Below are 25,556 nucleotides of genomic sequence, written 5' to 3'. Positions count from 1 at the left end.
CAAACCCAATTACAGATTTTCTGTATATTTTCAATTTTTTTTTCCAGTGTTTACTGGGATTTTGGTTTTTAAAAAGCGTAAAATGCTTTTAGTAAGCTGCTTACAGTACAATTTTAGCAAGAAAAATCCACAAAAAACCCCGTAAAACTACCTGATTTTAAAAACAGGTAGTTTTACGGGGTCAACCAAGTAGTTTTACGGGGATGCCGTTTTAACATTTAGTGTTTTTTAGCACCAAGATTTATCCTTTTTTACTTCCGCTAATCACTCTTGAAATCAATCCTTTTTGTGTGGTACATTCAGCAAGTAGAACACCTCCAAAATGCAATACAATAAAGCCAAGCAAATAGTATAACGAAAGTACGTGTATTTCTTCCATCGGGTCTTTTAGATTTTTAGGTCCAAATTCAATAAATAAACCCGTTACTAACGAAATCGCAGTACACACATAAAACACCAGGTAAACCCAATATTGAAATTTGGTTTTCATGTCTAAACCCACTTTAAAAGGCGAAGCAAATTTCATTTCCCCAAAAAAGGGTACTGCCAAACGTATGCAATACAAACCGGTTAATACATAACCAAAATAAATATGCCAGTTCCACATCGGTTTTCTGATTTTTTTAGCCAATACAATAGCATCATCTTCCGATAGTGCAGCATAACCATTGTCCGCTAAAAAAGCCTGAATTATTCCAGCCACATGATTTTTTTCCATCCAGGTCTTGCGTAAAAAAATAGTCAGCAACAGCAAAAGAAATGTAAAAGCAATTAACCAATGTAAAATACGGTAGACTTTAGAATAATTTCGGGTTTCCATGATATAACGTTTAATGTTACCCAAATGTAGGAAATAGTTTTCAGTTTTTAAGCTATTTTATTTTTAATCTCATACGAATAAATCAGCAAAATCTGCGCTTGAAAATCAGCAAAATCCGTGTGCCAAATATGTGCAAAGCTTATTTAATCACCAAATCATATTTCTGTAACAAACCTTTTAAATTTTCAGTAGAAAAAATAGCGCGTTTTAGTTTGTTTTTTTCAGGATCAATCGTAAAATCATAACTTGTAGCAAAATCGGTTTTGTTGGCTGTGGTACCAATAAAAACAGCATGTCTTAAATTACAATTATCAAACAACGCTTCCGATAAATCACTTTCCATAAAATCCACCGCAATCATACTGCAATTAATAAATTGCATTTTCTTGAGTTTCAAACTGTAAAATTGGGCATAATCAAGCAAGCTATCTTTAAAGTGAAACTCATACAAAATTTGGTCGGTCATGGCAAAATTCACCGAAGTAAAATCGCATTTCGTAAACCAAACATCACGCAACGACACATGGTTGATTTTCGTACTTCTAAAATTACAATCAAAAAAGTTGCAGTCAATAAATGTAACCGCTATAAACGAACACGCTCTAAAATCGCAATTCGTAAACGTACAATTTTCATATTCTTTGTACTTTACATCGCTTTCGGCATAGGTAATATCAGCAAAATTTTGGTCGGTAATGTAATCTGCGTGCATGGTTTTATTTTAGAAATGTAAAACTACTTTATTTTTTTATCGAATCAAATAGAAAGTTTTGTGTTTAAAAATAACTATATTCGTAAAAATTTTTTGGGGATGTAGCTCAGTTGGCTAGAGCGCTACGCTGGCAGCGTAGAGGTCGTGGGTTCGAGCCCCATCTTCTCCACAGTATACGGATTATGATTGACCAATTAGGCACCGAACATTTCTTCAAAACAGCTCCAAAGCGAATTGTTTCATTAGTGCCTTCGCAAACCGAATTGTTGTTCGATTTGGGGTTGGAAGATTCCCTTGTCGGAATTACGAAGTTTTGTGTACATCCTGTTCATCTTAAAGCAACAAAAACCATTGTTGGCGGTACAAAAACCGTAAAATTTGATAAAATAAAAGCACTTCAGCCCGATATCATCATTTGTAATAAAGAAGAAAATACCAAAGAAATTGTTGAAGAATTAGCTCAAATTTGTCCAGTTTGGGTAACCAATATCGTAACGATTGAAGACAATTTACAAATGATTCACGATTTTGGGCAACTCTTCAATAAACGCACCGAAGCACAAAAATGGAGCGATAAAATCAACTTTGCTTATCAAGATTTTCAGCAATTTATAAACGATAAACCAATGAAGAAAGCCGCTTATTTTATTTGGGCTAAACCTCACATGGTGGCTGGAAATAATACGTTTATTAACGAACTATTGAAATTGAATCATTTCGATAATATTTACGAAGTAAAAGAAGGGCGTTATCCCGAAATCGAATTAAAAAAAATCCGTTTAGAAGGCGATCCAGATTATGTATTTTTGTCTTCCGAACCTTTTCCATTTAATGATGAACATGCTTTTGAAATTGGAAGATTCACACATCATGCCAAAACCGTTTTTGTAGATGGTGAACTGTTTTCCTGGTATGGAAGTAGGGTATTAAAAGCCTTTGATTATTTCAAATTACTACATTCCAAAATTTAAAATTTGTTTAGCCCTACAGTTTTTTGAAAAGTAGTACATTTGAACAAAATTAGAATTTGATTTCCTATACACTATATAAAAACGAGTCGAGTACCGAATGGGTTACTTTTGTTCATGGAGCAGGAGGTAGTTCTTCTATTTGGTTTAAGCAAATTCGCGATTTTCAAAAGCATTTTAATGTGTTGTTGCTGGATTTAAGAGGTCACGGCAACTCAAATGAACAAATTAAAACAGCTTTTAAACAAAAATACACGTTTAAATCAATCGCAACAGATGTAGTGGAAGTCATCGAACACTTAAAGATTGAAAGCTCCCATTTTGTTGGAATTTCATTGGGTTCGATAGTGATTCGTCAATTGGCAGAAATGCATCCACATCGCGTAAAGAGTATGATTTTAGGTGGCGCGATTTTAAAGATGAATTTTCGTTCGCAAATCTTAATGAAATTAGGAAATATGTTTAAATATGTATTGCCTTATTTGGTTTTATACAAGTTTTTTGCCTTTGTGATTATGCCTAAAAAAAATCACAAACAATCACGCTTATTATTCATTAACGAAGCCAAAAAACTCTATCAAAAAGAATTCATCAAATGGTTCAAACTCACAGCCGAAATCAACCCAGTTTTACGTTGGTTTAGACAAAAAGAACTGAATATTCCCACGCTTTACGTAATGGGTGAAGAAGATTATATGTTTTTACCTTCGGTGAAGCAAGTAGTTGCCAATCATGTAAAAACTGCGGAACTTTTTATCATTCAAAACTGCGGACATGTAGTAAATGTTGAACAGCCCATTATTTTTAATCAGCAAGTAATCGCTTATATAAAAAGTAAATAAGCGACGTTGTTTAGGATTAGATTTTGACTATCTTTTTTACAATTGTATTTTGTTCTGAAAAGAGGCTTATAAAATAAACGCCATTTTTTAATGCACTAATGTCAATGCTTTGATCTTCAAACGTATTTTCTAGTATAGTTTTTCCTTGTAAATCTACTATTTGATACGATTTTAATACTTCATCGGATTCAACGTGTAACCAATTTTTACAAGGGTTAGGATATACCAGAACCGTTTTACGGTCAAATTTAGCTGTAGTAAGAAGTGCCGCATTACCACTAATACCAATACTTGGGTTCAAAAACGTACCACTTCCTGTTTGTTGCACTTTTATAGCTCTTACCATATACCAATTGGTAGCATTAAAATTAGTATCCGTAAAACTCAAAGCTGCAACAGGATTTGTTGTAAGTTTTGTAAACAGTCCATATTCACTGTCGCTTTTGTACACATGATAACCAATAATATCAGTATCATTAGCAGCATTCCATGATAAAGTAAGTGCTGCGCCATTACTAGTTGCGGTTAAATTTGACGCAGGATGAACTTGAAAAAGTCGCAAAGTAGGATCGCCATGATATTGAAAATGGGTTCTATTCCAAAATTCAGAAGTGTCATAAGGTTGTTGCTGTTTTTCTAATAAATTATTGCCTAAATTGTGATCCATTATTCGTTTACAACTCCAACCAATTGTTTCGCCCATAGCCGGTTGATGAAAGGTGTTAATTGCAGTGGTGGTATATATAGCACCTAAACATTTTGTGTTGGATGCTAACAATGCCCTGATTTTTCCATAATTAAAACTTTCTGCTTCGTCCCAATAGCCCCAATAGCTTTGGTCGCTTGAAAACAGGGTTGCATCCATGCCATATGTGTTCCAATCGTTAAGGTTTGGAATCTGAGAATTTTGCATAAAAATTTGATAAGGGCCATTGTTTTGAACCCATTGAGGATAAGCAGCACTTCCAGTATAAAAATCCACATTGTTCACTCCTGTAATTGGAATTAAACTCCTGTAAGAACCGTCGTTTGAGTTATCATAACCACTTCTAAAGGCCGTTTTATCTCCCATGTCATAACCATTAGAAACCATTCTATAGTGGTGAAGTTTAGTCAAATAATTACGCAATAAAACTTCTTCGCTGTCGGTGTAACTTGTAATATTTGCAAAATCAACTCTTCCAAATGCCATTTCTAATTCAGAAGGAATAAAATCTTGATCCCATTTGTAATCATTGGGTAAATTAATAGCCATTGAATTTATAGTTCCAGGATTATAAGTCGCAATATCGGTAAAAACACCATCTATATCAGCATAAAAACAATCAGCACCGCGAGCGCCTTTATTGATATCATGATCGTCAGGAGCAATTGCATTTTGTCCAGAACGCGCTATAGGAATGTGACCTAGTAAAAATAGGTGGGTTGGTTTATCGTTTGATGGAGAATTATTGTAAGCAGTAGTTATTAAATTTTTTGTGGTAAAGATGCTAGCTTCGGTTTCCCATGTTGTTGCTCTTGGAACATAGAGTTCAATTACGTGCCAACCTTCATGCGTTAAATCTTTTTTGAGTTGTACAATTTCAGCAGCTAAACTGGTTTGAAAGGAAGTATCAATTGCCAATATCATTCGCCCTTTATAATTCGATTGGTCGTAAAGTAAAGCGGCTGTTAAATGACCTATAGCGTCTCCAGAAGCAGTGGTACGCCTAACTTGATATTCATACGAATTACCCAAAAGCACATTAAAATCGGTCCAACTAGTTGTTGTTGGCGCTAAGTTTGTTACCAACGTAGACCAATCTGCATTTGTACCATTAAGGGGTCTTCTTTTTATTGTATAAGGTTCAGAAGTATTAGCAAATTCATCCAATAAATGGAGCGTAACACTTGGTGAAGAGGTATTAACGGAAGCTTGTATGAGACAAACTCTTCTTCCGTTTGTATTGAGATTATAATTAAAATTAAATTGTGCTTGTGTCGTTGAAACTATTGTAAGTAAAAAAAGGCGGTAAAAAAAATTCATCTTCTTGGTTTTCACAAAGATAAAATTATTTTAATAATAGCCAATAAAACAAAAAAACCACGCATAAAGCGTGGTGATTCTTTTAACTAACCTAACCAAATGAGAAAACTTCTTATTTATTACTTTGCAAATATCCGATGAATTTTTGAATTGTAATGTTAAGGTTATGTTATACTTATGTTATTGATTATTAAATTTTTACGAAAACGTTTTTTTGCTGTTTAACGGGTTTCAAAAGATTATTTTTTATCTTGTAAAGCAAAAACTTTCTTCAATAAATCGGAACTTCTTGAGGATAAATTTGTTCGAATATCTTTTTCTTCCACAGCAATCATTTTGAAAACACCTTCCATAGCTTTGTTGGTGGTATAATCTGTTAAATCTGGATTCACTTTTGTAACTAATGGAATGGAATTGTATTTTGTAATAATTTGACTCCATATTTTATCTGCGCCTACTTTTGTATAAGAATTCTTAATCACGGGATTAAATTTTGCATACAAAGCAGTTGAAGTAGAATTTTGTAAATAGGTTGTAGCAGAACTATCGTTTCCTAATAAAATGTTTTTCGCATCGGTAAAAGTCATTTGTTTTACTGCATCCACAAATATTGGCGTAGCTTCTTTTACCGCATCTTCCGCAGCACGATTAATTACTTTTAAACCTTCGTCAGCTAATTTTCCCATGCCTATTTGACGTAGTTTCTTGTCAACCGTTTGTAGTTCTTCAGGCAATAAAATTTTTACGGCTTCATTTTTAAAAAAGCCATCTGTTGCAGTTAATTTCGAAACTTGTTTAGTGATGCCATTATTCAAAGCTTCTTTTAATCCATTCCCAATTTCTGCTTGACTCAAAACACCGGTTCCTTGAGGTAATTGATCTAAAACTTGTTGCATTTCGGCACAACCAAATAAACCAAAGGCGACTAAACTAAATACTACTTTTTTCATGTTTTTCTATTTTGCTAACTAATTTACAAAGATAGTGCCAATTTTCAACAGAATTTATTCTAAAATTTGAATGAAATAAAATTATTAAATTCGTAAATTGCACCCTTTAAAACGAATAAAAATTACAGATGGAACTACAAACTCCTTATATTCCTAAAAATAAAGTAAGAATTGTGACCGCAGCGTCACTTTTTGATGGACACGATGCAGCCATTAATATCATGCGTAGAATTATTCAAGCTACGGGTGTTGAGGTCATTCACCTTGGACATGATAGAAGTGTGGAAGAAGTAGTAAATACAGCTATTCAAGAAGATGCAAATGCCATTGCTATGACGTCTTATCAAGGAGGTCATAACGAATATTTCAAATACATGTATGATTTGCTGAAAGAAAAAGGGGCAGGTCACATCAAAATATTTGGTGGAGGCGGAGGCGTTATCTTACCTTCTGAAATCTCAGAATTACACGAATACGGAATCGAAAGAATTTATGCTCCAGACGATGGTCGTGCGATGGGATTACAAGGAATGATTAACGATTTAGTACAGCGTTCGGATTATCCAATTGGAGATAAACTAACAGGAGAATTATCGCATATCGAAGAGAAGAACCCAACTGCTATTGCACGATTGATTTCAGCAGCTGAGAATTTTCCAGAAATTGCAAAATCGGTTTTTGATGAAATTCACCAAAAGAATGAAACGTCTAAAATCCCAGTATTAGGAATTACAGGAACGGGTGGTGCTGGAAAATCGTCGTTAGTGGATGAATTAGTACGTCGTTTTTTAATCGATTTCCCAGAAAAAACAATCGGATTAATTTCAGTTGATCCATCAAAACGTAAAACAGGCGGCGCTTTGTTAGGGGATAGAATTCGTATGAATGCGATTAACAATTCTCGTGTTTACATGCGTTCGTTGGCTACACGTCAATCCAATTTGGCTTTGTCAAAATATGTGGCCGAAGCAATTGAAGTATTGAAAGCAGCTAAATATGATATTATTATTTTAGAAACATCTGGAATTGGACAATCGGATACCGAAATTTTAGAACATTCTGATGTTTCATTATATGTAATGACGCCAGAATTTGGAGCAGCAACCCAGTTAGAAAAAATCGATATGTTGGATTTTGCTGATTTAGTTGCCTTGAATAAATTTGACAAACGTGGTGCATTAGATGCCATTCGTGATGTGAAAAAACAATACCAACGCAATCATAATTTATGGGATGTGGATACCGATAAGATGCCGATTTTTGGAACAATCGCCTCGCAATTCAACGACCCAGGAATGAACACGCTATACAAATCTATCATGGATAAGATTGTAGAGAAAACGGGAGCCGATTTAAAATCGACTTTTGAAATTACACGTGAAATGAGCGAGAAAATTTTCGTAATTCCGCCGCACAGAACGCGTTATTTATCTGAGATTGCAGAAAACAATAGAAAATACGACGAAACAGCACTTTCTCAAGTTGAGGTAGCGCAAAAATTATACGGAATTTTCAAAACAATTGAAACGGTTAACGGAAATGTTCCGCAATTAGATAAAGCAGGAATTGTGGAGAGTTCTTTAAAAATCACTGCTGATAACAAAGATTTCGTTTCCTTATTAACCAAAGAGTTTGATAGAGTTAAAATGAACCTTGACCCATACAACTGGGAAATCATTTTAACTTGGGACGAAAAAGTTAATAAATACAAAAATCCAGTTTATAGTTTCAAAGTTCGTGATAAAGAAATCAAAATTGCAACGCATACTGAATCGTTATCGCATTCTCAAATTCCAAAAGTGGCTTTGCCAAAATACCAAGCCTGGGGTGATATTTTAAAATGGAATTTACAAGAAAACGTACCAGGAGAATTCCCATTCGCATCAGGTTTATATCCATTCAAACGCGAAGGTGAAGATCCAAGTAGAATGTTCGCAGGAGAAGGAGGACCAGAACGTACCAACAAACGTTTTCATTATGTATCTGCGGGATTACCTGCAAAACGTCTTTCTACAGCTTTTGACTCAGTTACTTTATACGGAAATGATCCACATATTCGTCCTGACATTTATGGAAAAATCGGTAATGCAGGAGTTTCAATCTGTTGCTTAGATGATGCGAAGAAATTATATTCAGGTTTCGATTTAAGTCATCCATTAACTTCGGTATCGATGACAATTAACGGTCCTGCGCCAATGTTGTTAGGATTCTTCATGAATGCTGCCATCGATCAAAACTGTGAAAAATACATCGTTGAAAATGGTCTACAAGATGAAGTAGAAGCTAAAATCAACGAAATCTATAAGAAAAAAGGCGTAGCTCGTCCAACATACCAAGGTGCTTTACCAGAAGGTAATAATGGTTTAGGGTTGATGCTACTGGGTGTTACAGGTGATGAGGTGTTACCTTTGGAGGTATACCAAGATATTAAAGTAAAAACGTTAGCCCAAGTTCGTGGAACGGTTCAAGCAGATATTTTAAAAGAAGATCAAGCACAAAATACTTGTATTTTCTCAACTGAATTTGCATTGCGTTTAATGGGTGATGTGCAAGAATATTTCATCAAGCAAAATGTTCGTAATTTCTATTCCGTTTCAATTTCTGGATATCATATTGCCGAAGCTGGAGCAAATCCAATAACGCAATTAGCCTTCACGTTGGCAAATGGTTTCACTTATGTAGAATACTATTTAAGTCGCGGAATGAACATCAACGATTTCGGTCCGAATTTATCGTTCTTTTTCTCAAACGGAATTGATCCAGAATATGCCGTAATTGGTCGTGTGGCACGTAAAATTTGGGCGAAAGCCATGAAAAACAAATACGGAGCCAACGAAAGAGCACAAATGTTGAAATACCATATTCAAACATCTGGTCGTTCGTTACACGCCCAAGAAATTGATTTCAATGACATTCGTACGACTTTACAAGCATTATATGCGATTTACGATAACTGTAACTCGTTGCATACGAATGCTTACGACGAAGCAATTACCACACCAACCGAAGAATCAGTGCGTAGAGCCATGGCAATTCAGTTGATTATTAATAAAGAATTAGGTTTAGCGAAAAACGAAAACCCAATTCAAGGTTCTTTCATTATTGAAGAATTAACCGATTTAGTAGAAGATGCTGTTTTACAAGAATTTGACAGAATCACAGAACGTGGAGGAGTTCTTGGCGCAATGGAAACCATGTACCAACGTTCAAAAATTCAAGAAGAATCATTGTATTACGAAACCTTGAAACACACAGGAGAATTCCCAATTATTGGTGTAAATACCTTCTTGAGTTCTAAAGGTTCGCCAACAGTAATTCCAGCCGAAGTAATTCGTGCAACAGAAGAAGAGAAGCAATATCAAATAGATATGTTGACTGATTTGCATAAAACAAGTGCAGAAAAAGTTGCCGAACACATCAATATTTTACAAGACGCAGCCATTAAAAATCAGAATATTTTTGAAAAGTTAATGGATGCCACCAAAGTTTGTTCATTAGGACAAATTACAAGTGCATTATTTGAAGTAGGAGGTCAATACAGAAGAAATATGTAATATTTCGAATGTTTATATATTGTAGAGACGCGATTTATCGCGTCTCTTTTTTTTGAATATATTTAAAAAATCAAAAAACATTTTCAATTCCCAAAATAATTTCATTATTTCGTGTAACAATATCATATTCAACGCCATGCAAAATAAATTTCAAAACAAATACCGCATTCCTTCCGCACGTCTACAAACCTGGGATTATGCCAATAACGGTGCCTATTTCATAACCATTTGCACCCAAAATCGCCACCATTTTTTTGGAACCATTCAAAATCAAGAAATGCAATTATCCGAAATCGGTAAATTGGCAGTACAATTTTGGATGGAAATTCCAAATCATTTTCCGTTTATTGAATTGGGAAATTTTGTGGTAATGCCCAATCACGTTCACGGGATATTGATAATAAATCATTCCGTAGAGACGCGATTTATCGCGTCTAATGATATTAATATTGAACCCCAATTTATCGCGTCTAATGAAAATAACAATGAACCCCAATTTATCGTGTCTAATGATAATAATAATGAACCCCGATGTATAGCACCTAATGAAAATAACAATGAACCCCGATGTATCGCGCCTAACGATATCAACAACAATAACAACAACAACAACGAGACGCGATTAATCGCGTCTCTACAGGGGAATATTGGTGGATTTTCGGGCAATAAAAATCCAATGATAAATGAAAATATTTCAAAAATTATTCGTTGGTACAAAGGCCGTTGTTCATTTGAATGTAGAAAAATCAATCCAAATTTCGGATGGCAAACCCGATTTCATGATCATATCATTCGCAATGCAAAATCATTTGATACCATTCAAAATTATATCTTTGAAAATCCATTGAATTGGAAAAATGATAAATTTTATAAAAATGACACCAAAAATTAAAACCTTCCCTACCACAAAATTCATTGGTAAAAACCGTTCATTTACCTATGCCGATTATCGTGCTTTTGAATTGTGGAGCAGTTTTATGCCTAGACGAAAAGAAATTCAAAATCCAATTGGAACAGAATTATTCAATATACAAATCAATCCCGATAATTTTGATTTTCATCCAAACACACCTTTTGTAAAATGGGCTGCGGTTGCGGTTTCATCATTTGATTTTATTCCTGAAGGAATGGAAAAATTAGAAATCGAAGAAGGTTTGTATGCTGTCTTTAATTACAAAGGAGCCCAAAGCGATGCAGCAGTGTTCTTCAATACAATTTATAACGAATGGTTGCCAAATTCGGATTACCAACTTGAAAACCGCCCACAATTTGAAATTCTAGGCGAAAAATACAAGAACAACAGTCCAGCTGCTGAAGAAGAAATTTGGATTCCCGTGAAGCTAAAGTAAAAATGAGTAAAGACTATTGTTTTTTATTAATCGAATACAATCCACCCGCAAAAAGTACTACGGCAAGACCAATAAGCATATAGCCTTTTTTTTTCCAGATTCGTTTGAAGCATCAATTTCTAAGCCTAATACTTTTACTTCCGAAGAACTATTTGCGACTTTAGTTACACCAAAATAGCCTAAAATGATTGCAGCTATTAATAAAACGGTTCCTAATATTTTAGTTGTTTGCATGTTGCATTTTTTTAATTTCTTAAAGGTAGTGCGCGCCAAATGAGTTGAGTTACACTATTTTTTAAAATTGTTACACATTTTTAGGTTTTTAAAATCATAATCTTTGCTCTAAACTTTAGTCCCAACGCTTATTTAATTTAGTGATAGTGCATTTTGTATGGCAATAAAAAATCCGATTCTTTTGAAATCGGATTTGGTATTTTTTTAAAATTATTTCAACGTACTCGGGCAAACATATGCTGTTAATGGAACATCAGTAGTTCTTATTCCAGCCATTCCTTTTTCAACGTTAATCATATTGTGGTAGCCTCTTGCTTTTAAGATAGACGACATAATTACGGAACGATAGCCACCTGCACAATGAATAAAGAATTTATCCTCTTTTGGCACTTCGGCTAATTGTTCGTTAACAAAATCTAATGGAATATTAACTGCATTCATCACGTGTTCGGCTGTAAATTCTCCTGGTTTTCTGGAATCAATTACGGGTGCTGTTTCAAATTGTGCAGCGAACACTTCAGGTGTAATAGATTCGATGCTATCTGTTTCATAACCTGCTGCTTTCCATGCTTCGATACCACCCAATAAGAAACCTAAGGTGTTATCAAATCCTACACGCGATAATCTAGTGATGGTTTCTACTTCTTTTCCTTCTGGCGTAATTAATAAAATGGGTTGTTTAGTATCTCTAATTAAAGCACCTACCCAAGGAGCAAATTGTCCGTGTAATCCAATGAAAATAGAACCAGGAATATGTTCTTTAACAAAATCATTCTCGTTTCTAACATCTAAAACCAAAGCGTCGGTTTGATTGGCAACGGCTTCAAATTCTTTTGGATGCAATGGTGTTTCAGCTTTAGACATTACCGAATCTAAGCTTTCATACCCTTGAATGTTCATCAATACATTTTGAGGAAAATAAGCCGGAGGAGGCGTTAATCCATCTAATAATTCTTTGATGAATTCTTCTTTGGTCATATCGGCTCTCAACGCATAATTGACTTTCTTTTGATTCCCTAACGTATCGGTTGTTTCTTTACTCATGTTTTTTCCACAAGCACTTCCTGCACCGTGATTAGGATACACAATTAAATCATCACTTAATGGCATGATTTTATTGCGAAGCGAATCAAATAAATAACCTGCTAAGATTTCTTGTGTCAAATCTTCCACCAATTCTTGTGCTAAATCAGGACGACCAACATCACCAATAAACAAAGTATCTCCAGTGATAATTCCGTGTTGTTTTCCCGCTTCATCGGTAACTAAATAACACGTACTTTCTAAAGTGTGTCCTGGAGTGTGAATCGCCTTAATCGTAACACCACCCACTTTAAATTCTTGTCCGTCAGTGGCTACAATACACTCAAAATTTGGTTTTGCAGTAGGACCATATACAATTGAAGCTCCTGTTTTCTTAGCTAAATCCAAATGTCCTGAAACAAAATCAGCGTGAAAATGCGTTTCAAAAATATATTTAATACGCGCATTTTCTTTTTGTGCTTTATCGATATAAGGTTGTACTTCTCGTAATGGATCTACGATAGCAACTTCACCATTACTTTCAATGTAATAAGCGGCGTGTGCAATGCATCCGGTGTATATTTGTTCAATTTTCATATGTTCTATTTTTTACAAATTTACTTTCTATTTTTTAATTCTTCTGTACCTAAAGTTACAATTAGATTTCTTTTAACAAGATGATGCATGCCATGAGCAATACAAAGTAAGCAAAAATCTTCTTTAATTGGCTTTCATTTGTGTATTTTGTGAGGTACATACCAATAAATATCCCAACAACTGAAATAGCGGTGAATGTGGTCAAAAACATCCAATCAATTACCAAATTTTGAACATCACCCATAAATCCTACTAGCGAGTTCATGGCAATGATAAATAATGAAGTTCCAACTGCTTTTCGCATCGGTAATTTAGCAAACAAAATTAATGATGGAATAATTAAGAATCCGCCACCAGCGCCCACTAATCCAATAATAATTCCAATTATGAATGTTTGAATGCCAATAAAAATCAAATTTCTTTTTTCTTCGTTTGGGGTTTCTTGGCTTTTCTTTTTTAATACGGATAGTGCTCCAAAAATCATAATTACAGCAAAAAACAACATTAAAAAGGTGTCTTTTGTGATGAGTATTGGCGATTCGAGAATGATTTTTGGAATTTCGGGAACGATATATTTTCGAGTTAAATAAACCGCTACAAAAGACGGAATCGCAAAAATAAATCCGTTTTTGAGGTCGACTAAATTTTTTCGGTAGTTTTGAATCGCGCCAAAAGTAGATGTTGTTCCTACAATAAACAACGAATAGGCCGTTGCTGTCACGGGATTGATACTCATCAAATACACTAAAATCGGAACGGTTAAAATGGAACCACCACCGCCTGTTAGTCCTAAAACCAAGCCAATACACAATGCCCCAAGATAACCTAAAATTTCCATTAGAATTGAAGAATTTCTATCTTATTGCGGTGTAATTTAATTTTTCCTTTCAATTCTAAAGCTTTCAATAATCGGGAAATTACTACACGAGAAGTATGCATTTCATAAGCAATTTCTTGGTGTGTATTTTTGATTTCGGTATCCCCAATTACTTTCGCTTTATCGGTTAAATATTTGTACAAACGTTCATCTAAATTCATGAAAGCCAAAGTGTCAATTGCTTCTAACATTTCATTTAAACGCACATTATAACTATCAAAAACAAAGTTTCTCCACGTTTTGTATTTGGTCAACCATTCTTCCATTTTTTCTACAGGAATCATTAACATGGCACCGTTGGTTTCTGCAATAGCACGAATGCGACTTTTTGATTGTCCCATGCAGCACGTTAAAGTCATTGCACAAGTATCGCCGCGTTCTAAGAAATACAATAATAATTCATCGCCATTTTCATCTTCTCTCAAAATTTTGATGGCTCCCGTTAATAAAAGCGGCATAGTTTTAATGTAATCGCCAATTTCAATGAGGTAGTCATCGGCTTTAAATTCTTTATAAACGGCAACTTTTGCAATTTCATCCAATAAAGCTTCTTCAAAAATATAGCTGTACGCCTGATTTAAAATATCTCTCATTTGTAATCCTTTTTGTAAAGATACTACTAATCTTTAAAAATCAAATGTTACTTTTGTTACAAAGAAATCGAATTTGCCCTTTATGAGTTTAAAAAAATACAATAAAACCAATTTCCATAAACATACTTTTTGTGAGTTTGTTGAAGTCGATGCCACTGCGATTCTAACTATTGATTGGCAGTACAAAAGCAAATCGGGGAGTAGTTATTGTTTTACGGATGAAGGTGTATATCGTAGTTCCAATCACTGGGGAAGAGCTGCAAATTGTAGATGGCGCTTGATTTCAGAAATTAAAAATCCGAATCAGAAAGAACGAGTGGGTTATGCCAAGTGGACTGATTTTTATCCAAATAACGAAACAGAAAACTTTTTTTATGTGGAGGTAAATTTCGAGACCAAAGAAGTAACCTTTCAGCATAAAAATAATCCAAAATACGATGGAAAAGCAGTGCTAAGAAATGCAGCTGAAACCGCAAAAGTCATTCGACAAATAAAAGAAATTTTGGAATCGGATGCTTGGGCAAAATACCTTGATTATGATGATTTGGAAGTACTTCGAAAAGAAATTATAACTGATTATTTGACAACAAATAAAAAATTTATTGAGTTGAAAAAGCGATTTTTTTAGCACTTTATAAATGTTAAAAACTGAATTTTTGTAGTTATTTTTTTATTTAATAACTACTTTTAAAATTCTAAACAGCTCATACATAATGAAAAATCTCTTTTCTCTAAAAACAATTGTGATCATTTTTTTATTACTATTTACTCAAAATATTTCGGCTCAATGTTGGAAATTAGTCGTTGTTGGAGGGGAGCATACAATCGGAATTAAATCAGATGGTACACTCTGGGGATGGGGAAGAAATAATTACGGACAATTAGGAAATGGAACATATGTGAATAGCCTTGTGCCTATTCAAATTGGTGCTGATAATGATTGGGATACTGTTAGCGCAGGATTTGATTTTACATTAGCAGTAAAAAATGATGGCACTTTATGGTCATGGGGTAGAAACTCACAAGGCGAATTAGGTCAAGGAAATTCAACAGTAACCTTTATCCCAACTCAAGTAGGAAATGATACAAATTGGATAGAAGTTACGACTGGATATTTGTCTAGTTATGCAAAAAAGAGTGATGGAACATTATGGTCTTGTGGAAATAATTATAACGGACAATTAGGTTTAGGTGTGTCGGGTTCAGTTTGGGTATTTACTAAAATTGGAGTAGATACAAATTGGGATAAAGTATGTCCTACTGGAGATCATGTTTTAGCAATGAAAACGGATGGTACAATTTGGGCTTGGGGATATAATGCATTTGGTCAATTAGGTAATGGTACTATCACTTCATCAAATGTGCCAATTCAAATGGGAAATGATTCAGACTGGACTGAAATTAGTGGCTGTGGTCATTCTAGTTTTGCTATAAAACAAAACGGAACACTTTGGTCTTGGGGATTAAATAATTTTGGACAACTTGGTGTTGGAAATACAGTCAATATTCCAGTGCCTACTCAATTAGGTACGGCAACTAATTGGAGTAAAATAGTGTCTGGCGGTTATGGTACTTCAATCGCCAAAAAAACCGATGGTACATTTTGGTCTTGGGGACTAAATTATTCTGGAGAATTGGGAATTGGAACTACAAATAACAGAACGGTTCCCACTTTAATACCAAATTTTTCAAATTGTAATTATTTCAAAATAATGAATAGCCATGTAGTGGCAATCAAGTTAGATGAAACGTTATGGTTGTGGGGAAACAATTTATATGGACAAATAGGAGACAATACCAGTACGAATAGATTAGTACCAACAACTATTGTTTGTCCATCTTTATCCATTGAAGAGATTGAATTTGAATCAAATATAACAGTCTATCCAAATCCAACAACTGGAGAAATACATATTCAAAATCTAACGAATACAACAATCGATAAAGTTGAATTATATACTGTAGATGGAAAATTAGTGTTCATAAAGAACGTAAATGATATCAATGCTGTAATTGATGTAACGCATTTATCTAATGCTACTTATTTAATTAAAATTCATTCAAATAATTCAATTGATAAAAAAATCATCATAAAAAAGTAAACTAGATTTTATATTCAATAGTAACGAATTACGTTGTATAAAAAGGTTTCTATTTGACCAATTATAGACCCCATTTATCGAGATAAAACGAAGTTTATTGGAAAGTATATTATAATTTTCATAAATTTGAGAATAAACCACTCAATTTATGATGAAGCGAAACCAATTGCGCGAAGCTATTTTTAGACATTTAGACGGATTAGTAGTTGTTCCAGTTGCTTATTCGTTGTTCCAAAAAGGCGTTTTAGACTATCTTCTAAAAGAAAAAACCGTCACTTTAGCTCAACTTACCAACAAATTTAATGCAAATGAAGGGTATTTAAATGTTGCTTTACGCGTTATGGCTTCACAAGGTTTTGTTCATTATAATGTAGAAAATTCATCGGGAAGCGTTACAATTTCAACTTTACCAAATAGCGAATTTGTGTTTTCTCTTGTTCCATTATACGAAGATACGTTTCAATTGTTGACCCAAACTTCGGTGTTTACGGCAAATAAAATGGATTCGGAATCGATTACAATACTGGAGCCAATTTTAAAGAAATTTACCGAAAACTATCACATTCATTTTGAAGAAGATGAAAATTTGAGAACCATTCAAGAGCAGATACTAACCCATATCGAAGGTTATTTGGTGGGACCGATTGTCGTCAACTTAGGAATGACCGGTATGTTTCACAAGTATTTCATGGAAAGTTCGTTCCGTGCCGATGAATTTCACAAGCATCCGGAAGCTTTCGCTAAAATTCTCGACTTTTTTGTACACTTGGGATGGTTTTCCAAGAAAAACGACAATTATCAATTTACCGAAGATGGTTTTTTCTTTGCCAAACGCGCTTCGGCTTATGGGGTTACAGTTTCCTATCTTCCAATGTTCAAACACATCGATAGTTTGTTGTTTGGCAATGCAAGTGAGTTGCGAAACATCAGTAAAAATGAAGACGAAATTCACGTCAATCGCGAAATGAATGTCTGGGGAAGTGGTGGTGCACATGCAACGTATTTCAAAGTAATTGACGATATCATTATCGAATTATTTAATAAACCTATTGCCGAACAACCGAAAGGGATTTTAGATATGGGTTGCGGAAATGGCGCTTTTTTGCAACATATTTTTGAAGTCATTGAACGTCAAACGTTGCGAGGCAAAATGTTAGATGATTATCCATTGTTTTTGGTAGGAGCCGATTACAACCAAGCAGCGCTGAAAGTCACACGAGCCAATTTGATTAAAGCCGATATTTGGGCTAAAGTCATTTGGGGCGACATTGGAAATCCGAATTTGTTGAATAGTGATTTACAAGAAAATTACAACATCGATTTGAAAGATTTGTTGAATGTGCGCACGTTTTTAGACCACAATCGTATTTGGGAAGACCCAAAGGTAATCACCAACAATAGAATTAGTTCTTCCACAGGAGCTTTTGCACATCGTGGAGTTCGCATTTCCAACAACGCTGTAGAAGATAATTTATTGGAACATTTTAATAAATGGAGTCCGTTTGTTCGTAAATTTGGCCTTTTGATTATCGAATTACATACCGTTGCACCTCAATTGACAGCTCAAAATCTAGGAAGAACTGCCGCCACAGCTTATGATGCTACGCACGGCTTTTCAGATCAGTTTATTGTAGAAATTGAGGAGTTGCAAAAAATAGCGGCCGAAGCGGGATTGCATTCGGATGCCAATTACTTTAAAAAATATCCCGAAACCGATTATGCAACGGTAAGTATCAATCTGCTAAGAGGAAAATAAATTAAATATGGAAGACCAATTTACAGCAATAAAAAAAGAGGTTCAATTGATTATTGATTATATGGCAATGAAGCATTTTTCGCAAGCCAGCATCAAATTAATTGAAGTGAGCGATAGGTTAGATGAAATGCTAGACGCTTCGAATGATGAAGTAGTTTTGAGAGAAATCAGTAAATATCAAGTCTTACTGAATCATTTGCAGATTAAAATGAGTACCAAGGAATAATTAATTTCCTTTTATCCGTGTCACAATCTTTTGGAGCAATGCTTTTCCGTCTCGTTTGGCTTTTGGTACTTCGTGAGCGACTAACGTTCCGTGGGCTTCGTTCACAAATTCATAACTAAAAGCAAATTGCGGATTTTCAGGTTGGTCGTTCAATAAACCAAAGCGTAAATCATTAAAAAATAAACGATTGTTGTGTTCGGTAACCAAATACCAACCTTCGCTAATCTTTTTAAGGCGCTGGAAATCATCAGAATTTACCAATTTTTCTTCCAATTCTTCATTTTTAGGATAGAAAGTAAACCGAATCGGTTGCGAATCAAATAACGAATAATCGGCTAGATAATAGCCTTTTGGAGTAGCTACATTTGCATTCCAAAGGATACAATTGAAAGCGGTGGGTTTTACAATTAGTTCTTGGTAAGCGAAATTTTGATTTTGCAAAGCGGTTTCGAATTGTTGCAAAGCAAAAAGTTTCAAAATACACGTCAAAAGTAAATACGAAGAACTGCTAATCAATCCACGAATTGCATATTTTCTACGGAGGAAATAGTCGCTATTTTTCCAGACAAAAATCAAGCTAATCAAAAGCGGAATGGTATACAAAGGGTCAATTACAAAGATGGTTTTCAAGGCAAATCGGTGTTCCAAAGGCCAAAAGATTTGTGTTCCCCAAGAGGTAAATACATCCAACACAACATGGGTAACCAAACACCAAAACGCTAATAAAGTAGCGCTGTTAAAATTGATTTTCTCTTTTTCTATTTTGGAAATTAAACATCCCAAAACGGGCGCCAAAAACACAAAAAAGAGTAGGGAATGACTCAAACCTCTATGAATGGCAACGCCTCCGACAGCACTCATAAATTTCCCAACCACAATATCTAAATCGGGAATTGTTCCCAAAACAGCACCATACAAAAAGGTTTTGTTGTGCAGTTTTTTACCAGCTACTAATTCAGCTGTGGCAATTCCGAGGACGATTTGAGTGAGTGAGTCCATATGGGCTAAAAAGTTTTTCAAATGTACACTTTTTCGATTGCTTTAGCACTATTGTATAAAATTCATACAACCATTGAACCCTACTAATGAGCACTAAAATTGGGTATCGATTACGCATTTGGCTTAAAAGTTAAAATCTATGGAATGAATTAGAAAATAAAAGCTAAGCGAATCAATTTTAGTATATTTGAAAAACAATCACAACGAATTAGAAACATGACTAAAAGGTTTACAATTATTTTTTTAGTATTTCTTGTTAACAGTATGGCGCAAGAAAACAGCAAAAATAACGACTTAGTAGAATGGATTAATCCTTTAATGGGAACCGATAGCAATTATGAACTAAGCAATGGAAATACCTATCCATCCATAGCCTTACCTTGGGGGATGAACGCTTGGACGCCACAAACAGGAAACAACGGAAACGGATGGCAATATACCTATGATGCAACTAAAATTAGAGGCTTCAAACAAACGCATCAGCCTTCTCCTTGGATGAACGATTATGGCATGTTTTCTTTAATGCCAATGGTGCAAAAAGAAACCGTAGACGAAGAACAACGCGCCAGTTGGTTCAGCCATAAAACAGAAATCGCAAAACCGTATTATTACAGTGTCTATTTAGCCGATTACGACATTACTACAGAAATTACGCCCACAGAAAGAGCTGCGGCTTTTCTATTTACATTTCCAGAAACAGCTAACGGCTATATCGTAATTGACGCATTTGACAGAGGGTCTTATCTTAAAATTATTCCATCAGAAAACAAAATCATCGGGTACAGTACAAAATATGCGCGTGGTAAACTCAATAACTTTAAAAATTATTTCGTAATCGTTTTTGATAAAGCATTTGATCCCAGTTCACTATGGAGTGATGCCACTAAAATGAACGAGTTAGAACTTTCGGGGGGGCATATATCAGGATTAATCCATTTCAAAAACCTAAAAAAAGGCGAAAAAATTTCGGCAAAAGTAGCCTCTTCATTTATAAGTTGGGAACAAGCAGAACGCAACCTAAAAGAGATTGGATCGGATGATTTTGAAACCGTGAAACAAAAAGCCAAAGCGGTATGGAATCAAACGCTAAGCAAAATTCAAGTGGAAGGAGGAACACCAGATCAAATGCGTACCTTTTATTCAACGCTATATCGAACCGTATTTTTTCCAATGAAAATGTACGAAATCAACGCACAAGGGCAACCCATACATTATAGTCCCTATTTAGGAACCGTAAAGCCAGGATATCGCTTTGCAGGTACGGGTTTTTGGGATACCTTTCGTGCGTTATATCCCTTGTTAAACTTAGCATATCCTGCGATAAACAGAGAAATGCAGCAAGGTTTGGTAAATGATTATCTAGAAGGTGGTTGGTTGCCCGAATGGAGCAGTCCATCCTACAGTGATATTATGATTGGGAACAACTCGGCTTCGGTTGTAGCGGATGCATATATAAAAGGGGTAAAAATCGATGAAATTGAGACCTTATATGAAGCGCTATTGCACGGGGCAAATAACGAAGGACCACAAGCAACGGGTAGAAAAGGCGTTGAATTTTACAATAAATTAGGCTATGTGCCCTATGATGTTAATATCAATGAAAACGCAGCAAGAACGCTAGAATATGCCTATGACGATTTTACGATTTATCAATTGGCCAAAGCACTAAACAAACCACAAGCCGAAATTGATTTGTACAAATCACGAGCGATGAATTATAAAAATGTATTCGATCCTGAAACAAAATTAATGCGCGGCAGAAATAAAGATGGTAGCTTTCAATCGCCTTTTAATCCTTTAAAATGGGGCGATGCATTCACAGAAGGAAACAGCTGGCACTACAGTTGGAGTGTGTTTCATGACATCGATGGTTTAGCACAAGCGATGGGAGGTTACAAAGATTTTACAGCAAAATTAGATGCGGTATTTACAATGCCTCCTGATTTTGATGACAGCTACTACGGACAAACCATTCATGAAATCAGAGAAATGCAAATTACCAATATGGGACAGTATGCACACGGAAATCAACCTATTCAACACATGATTTACCTCTACAATTATGCGGGTGAACCTTGGAAAACACAATATTGGATACGAGAAGTGATGGCAAAATTATACCAACCCACTCCCGATGGGTATTGTGGCGACGAAGATAACGGACAAACTTCGGCTTGGTATGTGTTTTCGGCATTGGGTTTTTATCCGGTTTGTCCTGCAACCAATCAATATGTATTGGGTACACCCTTATTTAAAAAAGTGACGTTACATTTAGAAAACGGAAAACAATTTATAATTGCCGCACCTAACAACAGCGCGGATAACAAATACATCCAAAATTGCACACTAAATAAAAAAGAATATCCCTTCAATTGGATCAGTCATGAAGCGATACTAAAAGGTGGAACGTTGCAATTTGAGATGGCTCCAACACCTAATACCACTCGAGGTACACAACCAGCATATTTCCCTTTTTCAATGTCAACCAGCAAATAAATGAAAAAATATTTCACCCTTTTTACAGCAGTACTTTCGTTAGTAGTAAGTGCGCAAAAAACAAATAAAAACCTACTTCCATTCGTAAAACCTATTATCGGTACCCAACGAATGGGACATGTATATCCTGGGGCTACTGCGCCTTTCGGAATGGTGCAATTAAGCCCAGATACTGACACCATTCCGTATGCAGTCAATGGAAAATACAATCCAGACGTATACAAATATTGTGCGGGTTATCAATACGACGACAAAACAATTGTTGGCTTTAGTCACACGCATTTCAGTGGAACAGGACATTCCGATTTAGGCGATTTCCAAATCATGCCTACAACAGGTCCTTTACAACTGAACCCAGGCACTGCACAACAACCCGAAAAAGGCTTTCGTTCCGCTTTCAGTCATGAGGAGGAAACGGCTGAAGCGGGATATTATAAAGTAAAACTCAAAGACCACAATATTCTTGCAGAACTAACAGCAACCACCAGAGTGGGAATGCACCAATACACGTTTCCTAAAAGCAAAGAAGCACACATCATCCTTGACCTAATGGCTGGGATTTATAATTATGAAGATAAAACGGTGTGGACGTACGTTCGGGTCGTGAACGATACTTTAATTACGGGGTACAAACAAACCAATGGTTGGGCGAAAAACAGAACGGTGTATTTTGCCATGAGTTTTTCTAAACCTTTTAAGTCGTATGGACATAAAAATTGGGATTCCAAACAAGTCTATCGAGGGTTTTGGGGAAAATTCAATACCACTCAAAATTTTCCAGAAATAGCAGGAAAAAAAATCAGAATGTTCTTTGACTTCGAAACCGAAGAAAACGAGAAAATTCAAATCAAATTCGCCTTATCTCCGGTGAGCCAAAAAAATGCACTCGCCAATATGCAGGCAGAAATCCCGCATTGGAATTTTGAAAAAGTCAAACAACAAACCCAAGAGCAATGGAATGCCGAATTAAATAAAATTCAAATTGAAGCCAGTCCTAGCCACATGATTAATTTTTACACGGGTCTTTACCATGCCTTCATCAGTCCTACAGTATACATGGATTCCAATAACGAATACAAAGGATTAGATCAGGACATGCATACAGCCGATGGTTTTACCAATTACACTACTTTTTCGTTATGGGATACCTACAGAACGCTACATCCGTTGTTCAACGTAATACAACCCAAAAGAAATGCAGACATGGTACAATCGATGCTAGAGCATTACAAGCAAAGTAGTTTGCACATGTTGCCTATTTGGAGCCATCACGCCAATGACAATTGGTGCATGAGTGGGTATCACAGTGTAGCCGTAATTGCAGATGCCATCATCAAAGGAACCTATAAAGGCGACCCAATGGTTGCTTTAGAAGCTTGTGTAACTACAGCCAAAAAGCGCAGTTATGAAGGCATCGGAGCCTATATGGATAAAGGCTATATTCCGGCTGAAGCTAGTGGTATTTCGGTTTCAAATACTTTAGAATATGCTTATGACGATTGGGCAATTGCACAACTTGCCAAAAAATTAAATCAGGAAAGTGTGTATGCCGAATTTATAAAACGTGCCGACAATTGGAAAAATAATTATGATGCTTCGGTTGGATTCATGCGTCCAAAATTAGAAAACGGTACCTTTAAAAAAGAATTTGACGCCTACAGCACACACGGACAAGGGTTTATCGAAGGGAACAGTTGGAATTATAGTTTTTTCGTACCGCACAACCCAGCGGCATTGGTCGAAAAAATGGGAGGTAAAAAAGCGTTCGCTAAAAAATTAGATACCCTGTTCAGTATGCACTTACCCGATTCCTTTTTCGCCGAAACCGAAGACATTACGCGTGACGGCATCATTGGCGGGTATGTACACGGAAATGAACCAGCGCACCACGTACCGTATTTGTACAATTGGACCAACGAACCTTGGAAAACCCAACAACAAGTTCGCTTAATTTTAAACAAACAATACCAACCTACACCGGATGGGTTAGGAGGGAATGACGATTGCGGACAAATGAGTGCCTGGTATATCTTTAGTAGTTTAGGCTTTTATCCAGTAGCACCAGGTGCGGAAGACTATGCCATAGGCAGCCCATTGGTACACAATGCCATACTAAATTTAGAAAACGGGAAAGTCTTTGAAATTGAAGTGCAAAATCAATCCGACGAAAATGTTTTTGTACAAAGCATCACACTAAATGGCAAACCGCTTCAAAAGTTAACCCTAACCCACACAGAACTAATGAAAGGTGGAAAACTTGTATTTGTAATGAGCAACAAACATTAAATCATTTCAACATCTCCTTTCACTGTTGTCATGCTGAACTCGTTTCAGCATCTCCTCATAGTTGTCATGCTGAACTCGTTTCAGCATCTACAATGTATACGAACTCAAATTGATGCACTTCGTTGAATCATAGATTTTACAGCGTAGTGTGGGGTGTTACCCTACAAAAAACAGGTTTTTACAAGGGATAAGATGTATTATTTAGTTGCCTCTGTAGGTTGCATATCCAAATGCTGAAAGTGTTATTGGAACATGATAATGACTTTCATCTGATATTTGAAATACAACTTCTATAAAGGGATAAAAGCTTTCGGTTTGATTTCGTTTAAAATATTCTTTTGTGAAATAAGTAAGTTTATATATACCTACATTTGAATTGTCGGTCTTCAAAAAATCGGTAATTCGCCCATTTTTATCAGTTACTTTTTCATCGATTTTAATCCAATTATTTGTTTTTTCTTCTAATTTTTCAAGTTTGATGGTTACCCCACTCGCTGGTGTACCTTTGCTGACATCGAGAATATGACTTGATAATTGATGTTTTTCTGTTTGTGCTACCATTCCTGTTGTAAAAAGAATTAGGAGAGCTGAAAGGATTAATTTTTTCATAATTTTTAATGTATTAATTGAATAATTTTACTAATTGTTGTGCTATTGCATCGTCTTGTTCGGGTCCGCCTGCTCCTGCAATTCCAACGCTCCCAATAACGTTATCATTTACTAAAATTGGCGCACCACCACCCAATAATAGTAACTCGGGTAGTGAGTTTAAATTTTGTGTGTCTGGATTTGTTTTTGCATTTCTTGCTAAGAGTAGCGTTGGTGTTTTTGTAGATAGTGCAGTAAATGCCTTTCTTCTTGCTGCCTCTAAGTTGTGAGGACCAACTCCATCTGCAATTGTCATTAAAATTATGCTACCTGATGCATCAAGTATTGCTATTGCAATTTTTTTATTCGATGCTTCTGCTAGAATATTAGCATGTAACATGACTTTTAGAGCGCCATCTTGCGTAAGACTTTGTGTGTTTTTCCAATCTTCAAGATGGATAGTTGCATCGATACTTATTGATTTATTTTGAGCCAACAAGAAAGAAGAGCAGCATAAAAAAGCGAATACCATTGTTTTCATCTATTTTTTTTATGCAA

22 protein-coding genes and 1 tRNA gene are annotated in these 25,556 nt (G+C 35.4%); 12 read left to right on the top strand and 11 right to left on the bottom strand.

Translation table 11 applies throughout. The features are described from left to right. Positions 1-241 precede the first annotated feature (241 nt). Both OLM52_RS06430 and OLM52_RS06425 read right to left on the bottom strand, forming a co-directional pair. A complete protein-coding gene (locus OLM52_RS06430) occupies positions 242-820 on the bottom strand; it encodes a cytochrome b/b6 domain-containing protein (RefSeq protein WP_264550309.1) in 579 nt (192 codons plus the stop codon). A gap of 139 nt (positions 821-959) precedes the next feature. Then, positions 960-1,532: a pentapeptide repeat-containing protein gene (locus OLM52_RS06425; protein ID WP_264550308.1), complete on the bottom strand. Its 573-nt coding sequence runs from the start codon at positions 1,530-1,532 to the stop codon at positions 960-962. Between the two features lie 95 nt (positions 1,533-1,627). On the opposite strand from OLM52_RS06425, the gene OLM52_RS06420 reads away from it, so the two are divergent. The 3 genes from OLM52_RS06420 to OLM52_RS06410 all read left to right on the top strand — a co-directional run bounded on the left by OLM52_RS06420 (position 1,628) and on the right by OLM52_RS06410 (position 3,342). Further along, positions 1,628-1,701: transfer RNA gene (locus OLM52_RS06420), tRNA-Ala, on the top strand. 13 nt (positions 1,702-1,714) lie between these two features. Next, entirely contained in the window at positions 1,715-2,503 is a 789-nt protein-coding gene (locus tag OLM52_RS06415) for an ABC transporter substrate-binding protein (RefSeq protein ID WP_264550307.1), read from the top strand. 56 nt (positions 2,504-2,559) lie between these two features. Then, positions 2,560-3,342 carry an alpha/beta fold hydrolase gene (locus tag OLM52_RS06410; protein ID WP_264550306.1) on the top strand — a complete coding sequence of 261 codons (783 nt, stop codon included), beginning with the start codon at positions 2,560-2,562 and terminating at the stop codon, positions 3,340-3,342. Between the two features lie 16 nt (positions 3,343-3,358). Here OLM52_RS06410 and OLM52_RS06405 read toward each other — a convergent pair whose 3' ends face one another. Both OLM52_RS06405 and OLM52_RS06400 read right to left on the bottom strand, forming a co-directional pair. Then, a complete protein-coding gene (locus tag OLM52_RS06405; RefSeq protein WP_264550305.1) occupies positions 3,359-5,368 on the bottom strand; it encodes a T9SS type A sorting domain-containing protein in 2,010 nt (669 codons plus the stop codon). A 239-nt stretch (positions 5,369-5,607) separates the two neighbouring features. Next, positions 5,608-6,318: a DUF4197 domain-containing protein gene (locus OLM52_RS06400; protein ID WP_264550304.1), complete on the bottom strand. Its 711-nt coding sequence runs from the start codon at positions 6,316-6,318 to the stop codon at positions 5,608-5,610. A 128-nt stretch (positions 6,319-6,446) separates the two neighbouring features. On the opposite strand from OLM52_RS06400, the gene OLM52_RS06395 reads away from it, so the two are divergent. The 3 genes from OLM52_RS06395 to OLM52_RS06385 all read left to right on the top strand — a co-directional run bounded on the left by OLM52_RS06395 (position 6,447) and on the right by OLM52_RS06385 (position 11,221). Then, positions 6,447-9,872 (top strand): methylmalonyl-CoA mutase family protein, encoded by a 3,426-nt coding sequence (locus tag OLM52_RS06395; RefSeq protein ID WP_264550303.1) that lies wholly within the window; start codon positions 6,447-6,449, stop codon positions 9,870-9,872. Between the two features lie 136 nt (positions 9,873-10,008). Continuing rightward, the gene (locus OLM52_RS06390; protein ID WP_264550302.1) at positions 10,009-10,764 is read left to right on the top strand and encodes a transposase; all 756 of its coding nucleotides are present in this window, start codon (positions 10,009-10,011) and stop codon (positions 10,762-10,764) included. Further along, the gene (locus OLM52_RS06385) at positions 10,748-11,221 is read left to right on the top strand and encodes a GyrI-like domain-containing protein (protein ID WP_264550301.1); all 474 of its coding nucleotides are present in this window, start codon (positions 10,748-10,750) and stop codon (positions 11,219-11,221) included. Before OLM52_RS06390 ends, OLM52_RS06385 begins: the two co-directional genes overlap by 17 nt. Positions 11,222-11,278: 57 nt before the next feature. On the opposite strand, the gene OLM52_RS06380 is transcribed toward OLM52_RS06385, so the two are convergent. The 4 genes from OLM52_RS06380 to OLM52_RS06365 all read right to left on the bottom strand — a co-directional run bounded on the left by OLM52_RS06380 (position 11,279) and on the right by OLM52_RS06365 (position 14,545). Further along, positions 11,279-11,455, bottom strand: a complete 177-nt coding sequence (locus tag OLM52_RS06380; RefSeq protein ID WP_264550300.1) for a hypothetical protein — start codon at positions 11,453-11,455, stop codon at positions 11,279-11,281. Positions 11,456-11,665: 210 nt separating this feature from the next. Then, the gene (locus OLM52_RS06375; RefSeq protein WP_264550299.1) at positions 11,666-13,075 is read right to left on the bottom strand and encodes an MBL fold metallo-hydrolase; all 1,410 of its coding nucleotides are present in this window, start codon (positions 13,073-13,075) and stop codon (positions 11,666-11,668) included. A gap of 61 nt (positions 13,076-13,136) precedes the next feature. Further along, positions 13,137-13,913 (bottom strand): sulfite exporter TauE/SafE family protein, encoded by a 777-nt coding sequence (locus OLM52_RS06370; protein WP_264550298.1) that lies wholly within the window; start codon positions 13,911-13,913, stop codon positions 13,137-13,139. Next, positions 13,913-14,545, bottom strand: a complete 633-nt coding sequence (locus OLM52_RS06365) for a Crp/Fnr family transcriptional regulator (protein WP_264550297.1) — start codon at positions 14,543-14,545, stop codon at positions 13,913-13,915. Before OLM52_RS06365 ends, OLM52_RS06370 begins: the two co-directional genes overlap by 1 nt. An 82-nt stretch (positions 14,546-14,627) precedes the next feature. Between OLM52_RS06365 and OLM52_RS06360 the strand changes: the two genes are divergently transcribed. From OLM52_RS06360 to OLM52_RS06345, 4 genes are all read left to right on the top strand, one after another. Next, complete coding sequence (locus tag OLM52_RS06360) at positions 14,628-15,173, top strand: hypothetical protein (RefSeq protein WP_264550296.1); 546 nt, start codon at positions 14,628-14,630, stop codon at positions 15,171-15,173. Between the two features lie 85 nt (positions 15,174-15,258). After that, the gene (locus OLM52_RS06355) at positions 15,259-16,647 is read left to right on the top strand and encodes a T9SS type A sorting domain-containing protein (RefSeq protein WP_264550295.1); all 1,389 of its coding nucleotides are present in this window, start codon (positions 15,259-15,261) and stop codon (positions 16,645-16,647) included. A gap of 148 nt (positions 16,648-16,795) precedes the next feature. Continuing rightward, positions 16,796-18,403: a class I SAM-dependent methyltransferase gene (locus tag OLM52_RS06350; protein ID WP_264550294.1), complete on the top strand. Its 1,608-nt coding sequence runs from the start codon at positions 16,796-16,798 to the stop codon at positions 18,401-18,403. A gap of 7 nt (positions 18,404-18,410) precedes the next feature. After that, positions 18,411-18,629, top strand: coding sequence for a hypothetical protein (locus OLM52_RS06345; RefSeq protein WP_264550293.1), 219 nt, complete (start codon positions 18,411-18,413; stop codon positions 18,627-18,629). Here OLM52_RS06345 and OLM52_RS06340 read toward each other — a convergent pair whose 3' ends face one another. Then, positions 18,630-19,628 carry a metal-dependent hydrolase gene (locus OLM52_RS06340; protein ID WP_264550292.1) on the bottom strand — a complete coding sequence of 333 codons (999 nt, stop codon included), beginning with the start codon at positions 19,626-19,628 and terminating at the stop codon, positions 18,630-18,632. Between the two features lie 264 nt (positions 19,629-19,892). Between OLM52_RS06340 and OLM52_RS06335 the strand changes: the two genes are divergently transcribed. Together OLM52_RS06335 and OLM52_RS06330 are read left to right on the top strand one after the other, a co-directional pair. Further along, on the top strand, positions 19,893-22,124 hold the full coding sequence (locus OLM52_RS06335) for a GH92 family glycosyl hydrolase (protein WP_413614422.1): 2,232 nt from the start codon (positions 19,893-19,895) through the stop codon (positions 22,122-22,124). Continuing rightward, complete coding sequence (locus OLM52_RS06330; protein ID WP_264550290.1) at positions 22,125-24,410, top strand: GH92 family glycosyl hydrolase; 2,286 nt, start codon at positions 22,125-22,127, stop codon at positions 24,408-24,410. Between the two features lie 201 nt (positions 24,411-24,611). Here OLM52_RS06330 and uraH read toward each other — a convergent pair whose 3' ends face one another. Then, positions 24,612-25,019 (bottom strand): hydroxyisourate hydrolase, encoded by a 408-nt coding sequence (uraH, locus tag OLM52_RS06325; RefSeq protein WP_264550289.1) that lies wholly within the window; start codon positions 25,017-25,019, stop codon positions 24,612-24,614. A 13-nt stretch (positions 25,020-25,032) separates the two neighbouring features. Next, on the bottom strand, positions 25,033-25,539 hold the full coding sequence (locus OLM52_RS06320) for a GlcG/HbpS family heme-binding protein (protein WP_264550288.1): 507 nt from the start codon (positions 25,537-25,539) through the stop codon (positions 25,033-25,035). Positions 25,540-25,556: the final 17 nt, after the last annotated feature.

The organism is Flavobacterium sp. N2820, assembly GCF_025947285.1.
Taxonomy (GTDB): domain Bacteria; phylum Bacteroidota; class Bacteroidia; order Flavobacteriales; family Flavobacteriaceae; genus Flavobacterium.
The sequence above is the reverse complement of the archived record's forward strand: the minus strand, read 5'-3'. Positions and strand labels throughout refer to the sequence as shown.

Bases quoted from the DNA above. Each gene is read 5' to 3' on its own strand.
- OLM52_RS06330 (WP_264550290.1), top strand. From the start codon at position 22,125: ATGAAAAAATATTTCACCCTTTTTACAGCAGTACTTTCGTTAGTAGTA.
- OLM52_RS06430 (WP_264550309.1), bottom strand. From the start codon at position 820: ATGGAAACCCGAAATTATTCTAAAGTCTACCGTATTTTACATTGGTTA.
- OLM52_RS06405 (WP_264550305.1), bottom strand. From the start codon at position 5,368: ATGAATTTTTTTTACCGCCTTTTTTTACTTACAATAGTTTCAACGACA.
- OLM52_RS06415 (WP_264550307.1), top strand. From the start codon at position 1,715: ATGATTGACCAATTAGGCACCGAACATTTCTTCAAAACAGCTCCAAAG.
- OLM52_RS06350 (WP_264550294.1), top strand. From the start codon at position 16,796: ATGATGAAGCGAAACCAATTGCGCGAAGCTATTTTTAGACATTTAGAC.
- OLM52_RS06375 (WP_264550299.1), bottom strand. From the start codon at position 13,075: ATGAAAATTGAACAAATATACACCGGATGCATTGCACACGCCGCTTAT.
- OLM52_RS06395 (WP_264550303.1), top strand. From the start codon at position 6,447: ATGGAACTACAAACTCCTTATATTCCTAAAAATAAAGTAAGAATTGTG.
- OLM52_RS06345 (WP_264550293.1), top strand. From the start codon at position 18,411: ATGGAAGACCAATTTACAGCAATAAAAAAAGAGGTTCAATTGATTATT.
- OLM52_RS06400 (WP_264550304.1), bottom strand. From the start codon at position 6,318: ATGAAAAAAGTAGTATTTAGTTTAGTCGCCTTTGGTTTATTTGGTTGT.
- OLM52_RS06320 (WP_264550288.1), bottom strand. From the start codon at position 25,539: ATGAAAACAATGGTATTCGCTTTTTTATGCTGCTCTTCTTTCTTGTTG.
- OLM52_RS06390 (WP_264550302.1), top strand. From the start codon at position 10,009: ATGCAAAATAAATTTCAAAACAAATACCGCATTCCTTCCGCACGTCTA.
- OLM52_RS06425 (WP_264550308.1), bottom strand. From the start codon at position 1,532: ATGCACGCAGATTACATTACCGACCAAAATTTTGCTGATATTACCTAT.
- OLM52_RS06380 (WP_264550300.1), bottom strand. From the start codon at position 11,455: ATGCAAACAACTAAAATATTAGGAACCGTTTTATTAATAGCTGCAATC.
- OLM52_RS06385 (WP_264550301.1), top strand. From the start codon at position 10,748: ATGACACCAAAAATTAAAACCTTCCCTACCACAAAATTCATTGGTAAA.
- OLM52_RS06370 (WP_264550298.1), bottom strand. From the start codon at position 13,913: ATGGAAATTTTAGGTTATCTTGGGGCATTGTGTATTGGCTTGGTTTTA.
- OLM52_RS06360 (WP_264550296.1), top strand. From the start codon at position 14,628: ATGAGTTTAAAAAAATACAATAAAACCAATTTCCATAAACATACTTTT.
- uraH (WP_264550289.1), bottom strand. From the start codon at position 25,019: ATGAAAAAATTAATCCTTTCAGCTCTCCTAATTCTTTTTACAACAGGA.
- OLM52_RS06335 (WP_413614422.1), top strand. From the start codon at position 19,893: ATGGCGCAAGAAAACAGCAAAAATAACGACTTAGTAGAATGGATTAAT.
- OLM52_RS06355 (WP_264550295.1), top strand. From the start codon at position 15,259: ATGAAAAATCTCTTTTCTCTAAAAACAATTGTGATCATTTTTTTATTA.
- OLM52_RS06340 (WP_264550292.1), bottom strand. From the start codon at position 19,628: ATGGACTCACTCACTCAAATCGTCCTCGGAATTGCCACAGCTGAATTA.
- OLM52_RS06365 (WP_264550297.1), bottom strand. From the start codon at position 14,545: ATGAGAGATATTTTAAATCAGGCGTACAGCTATATTTTTGAAGAAGCT.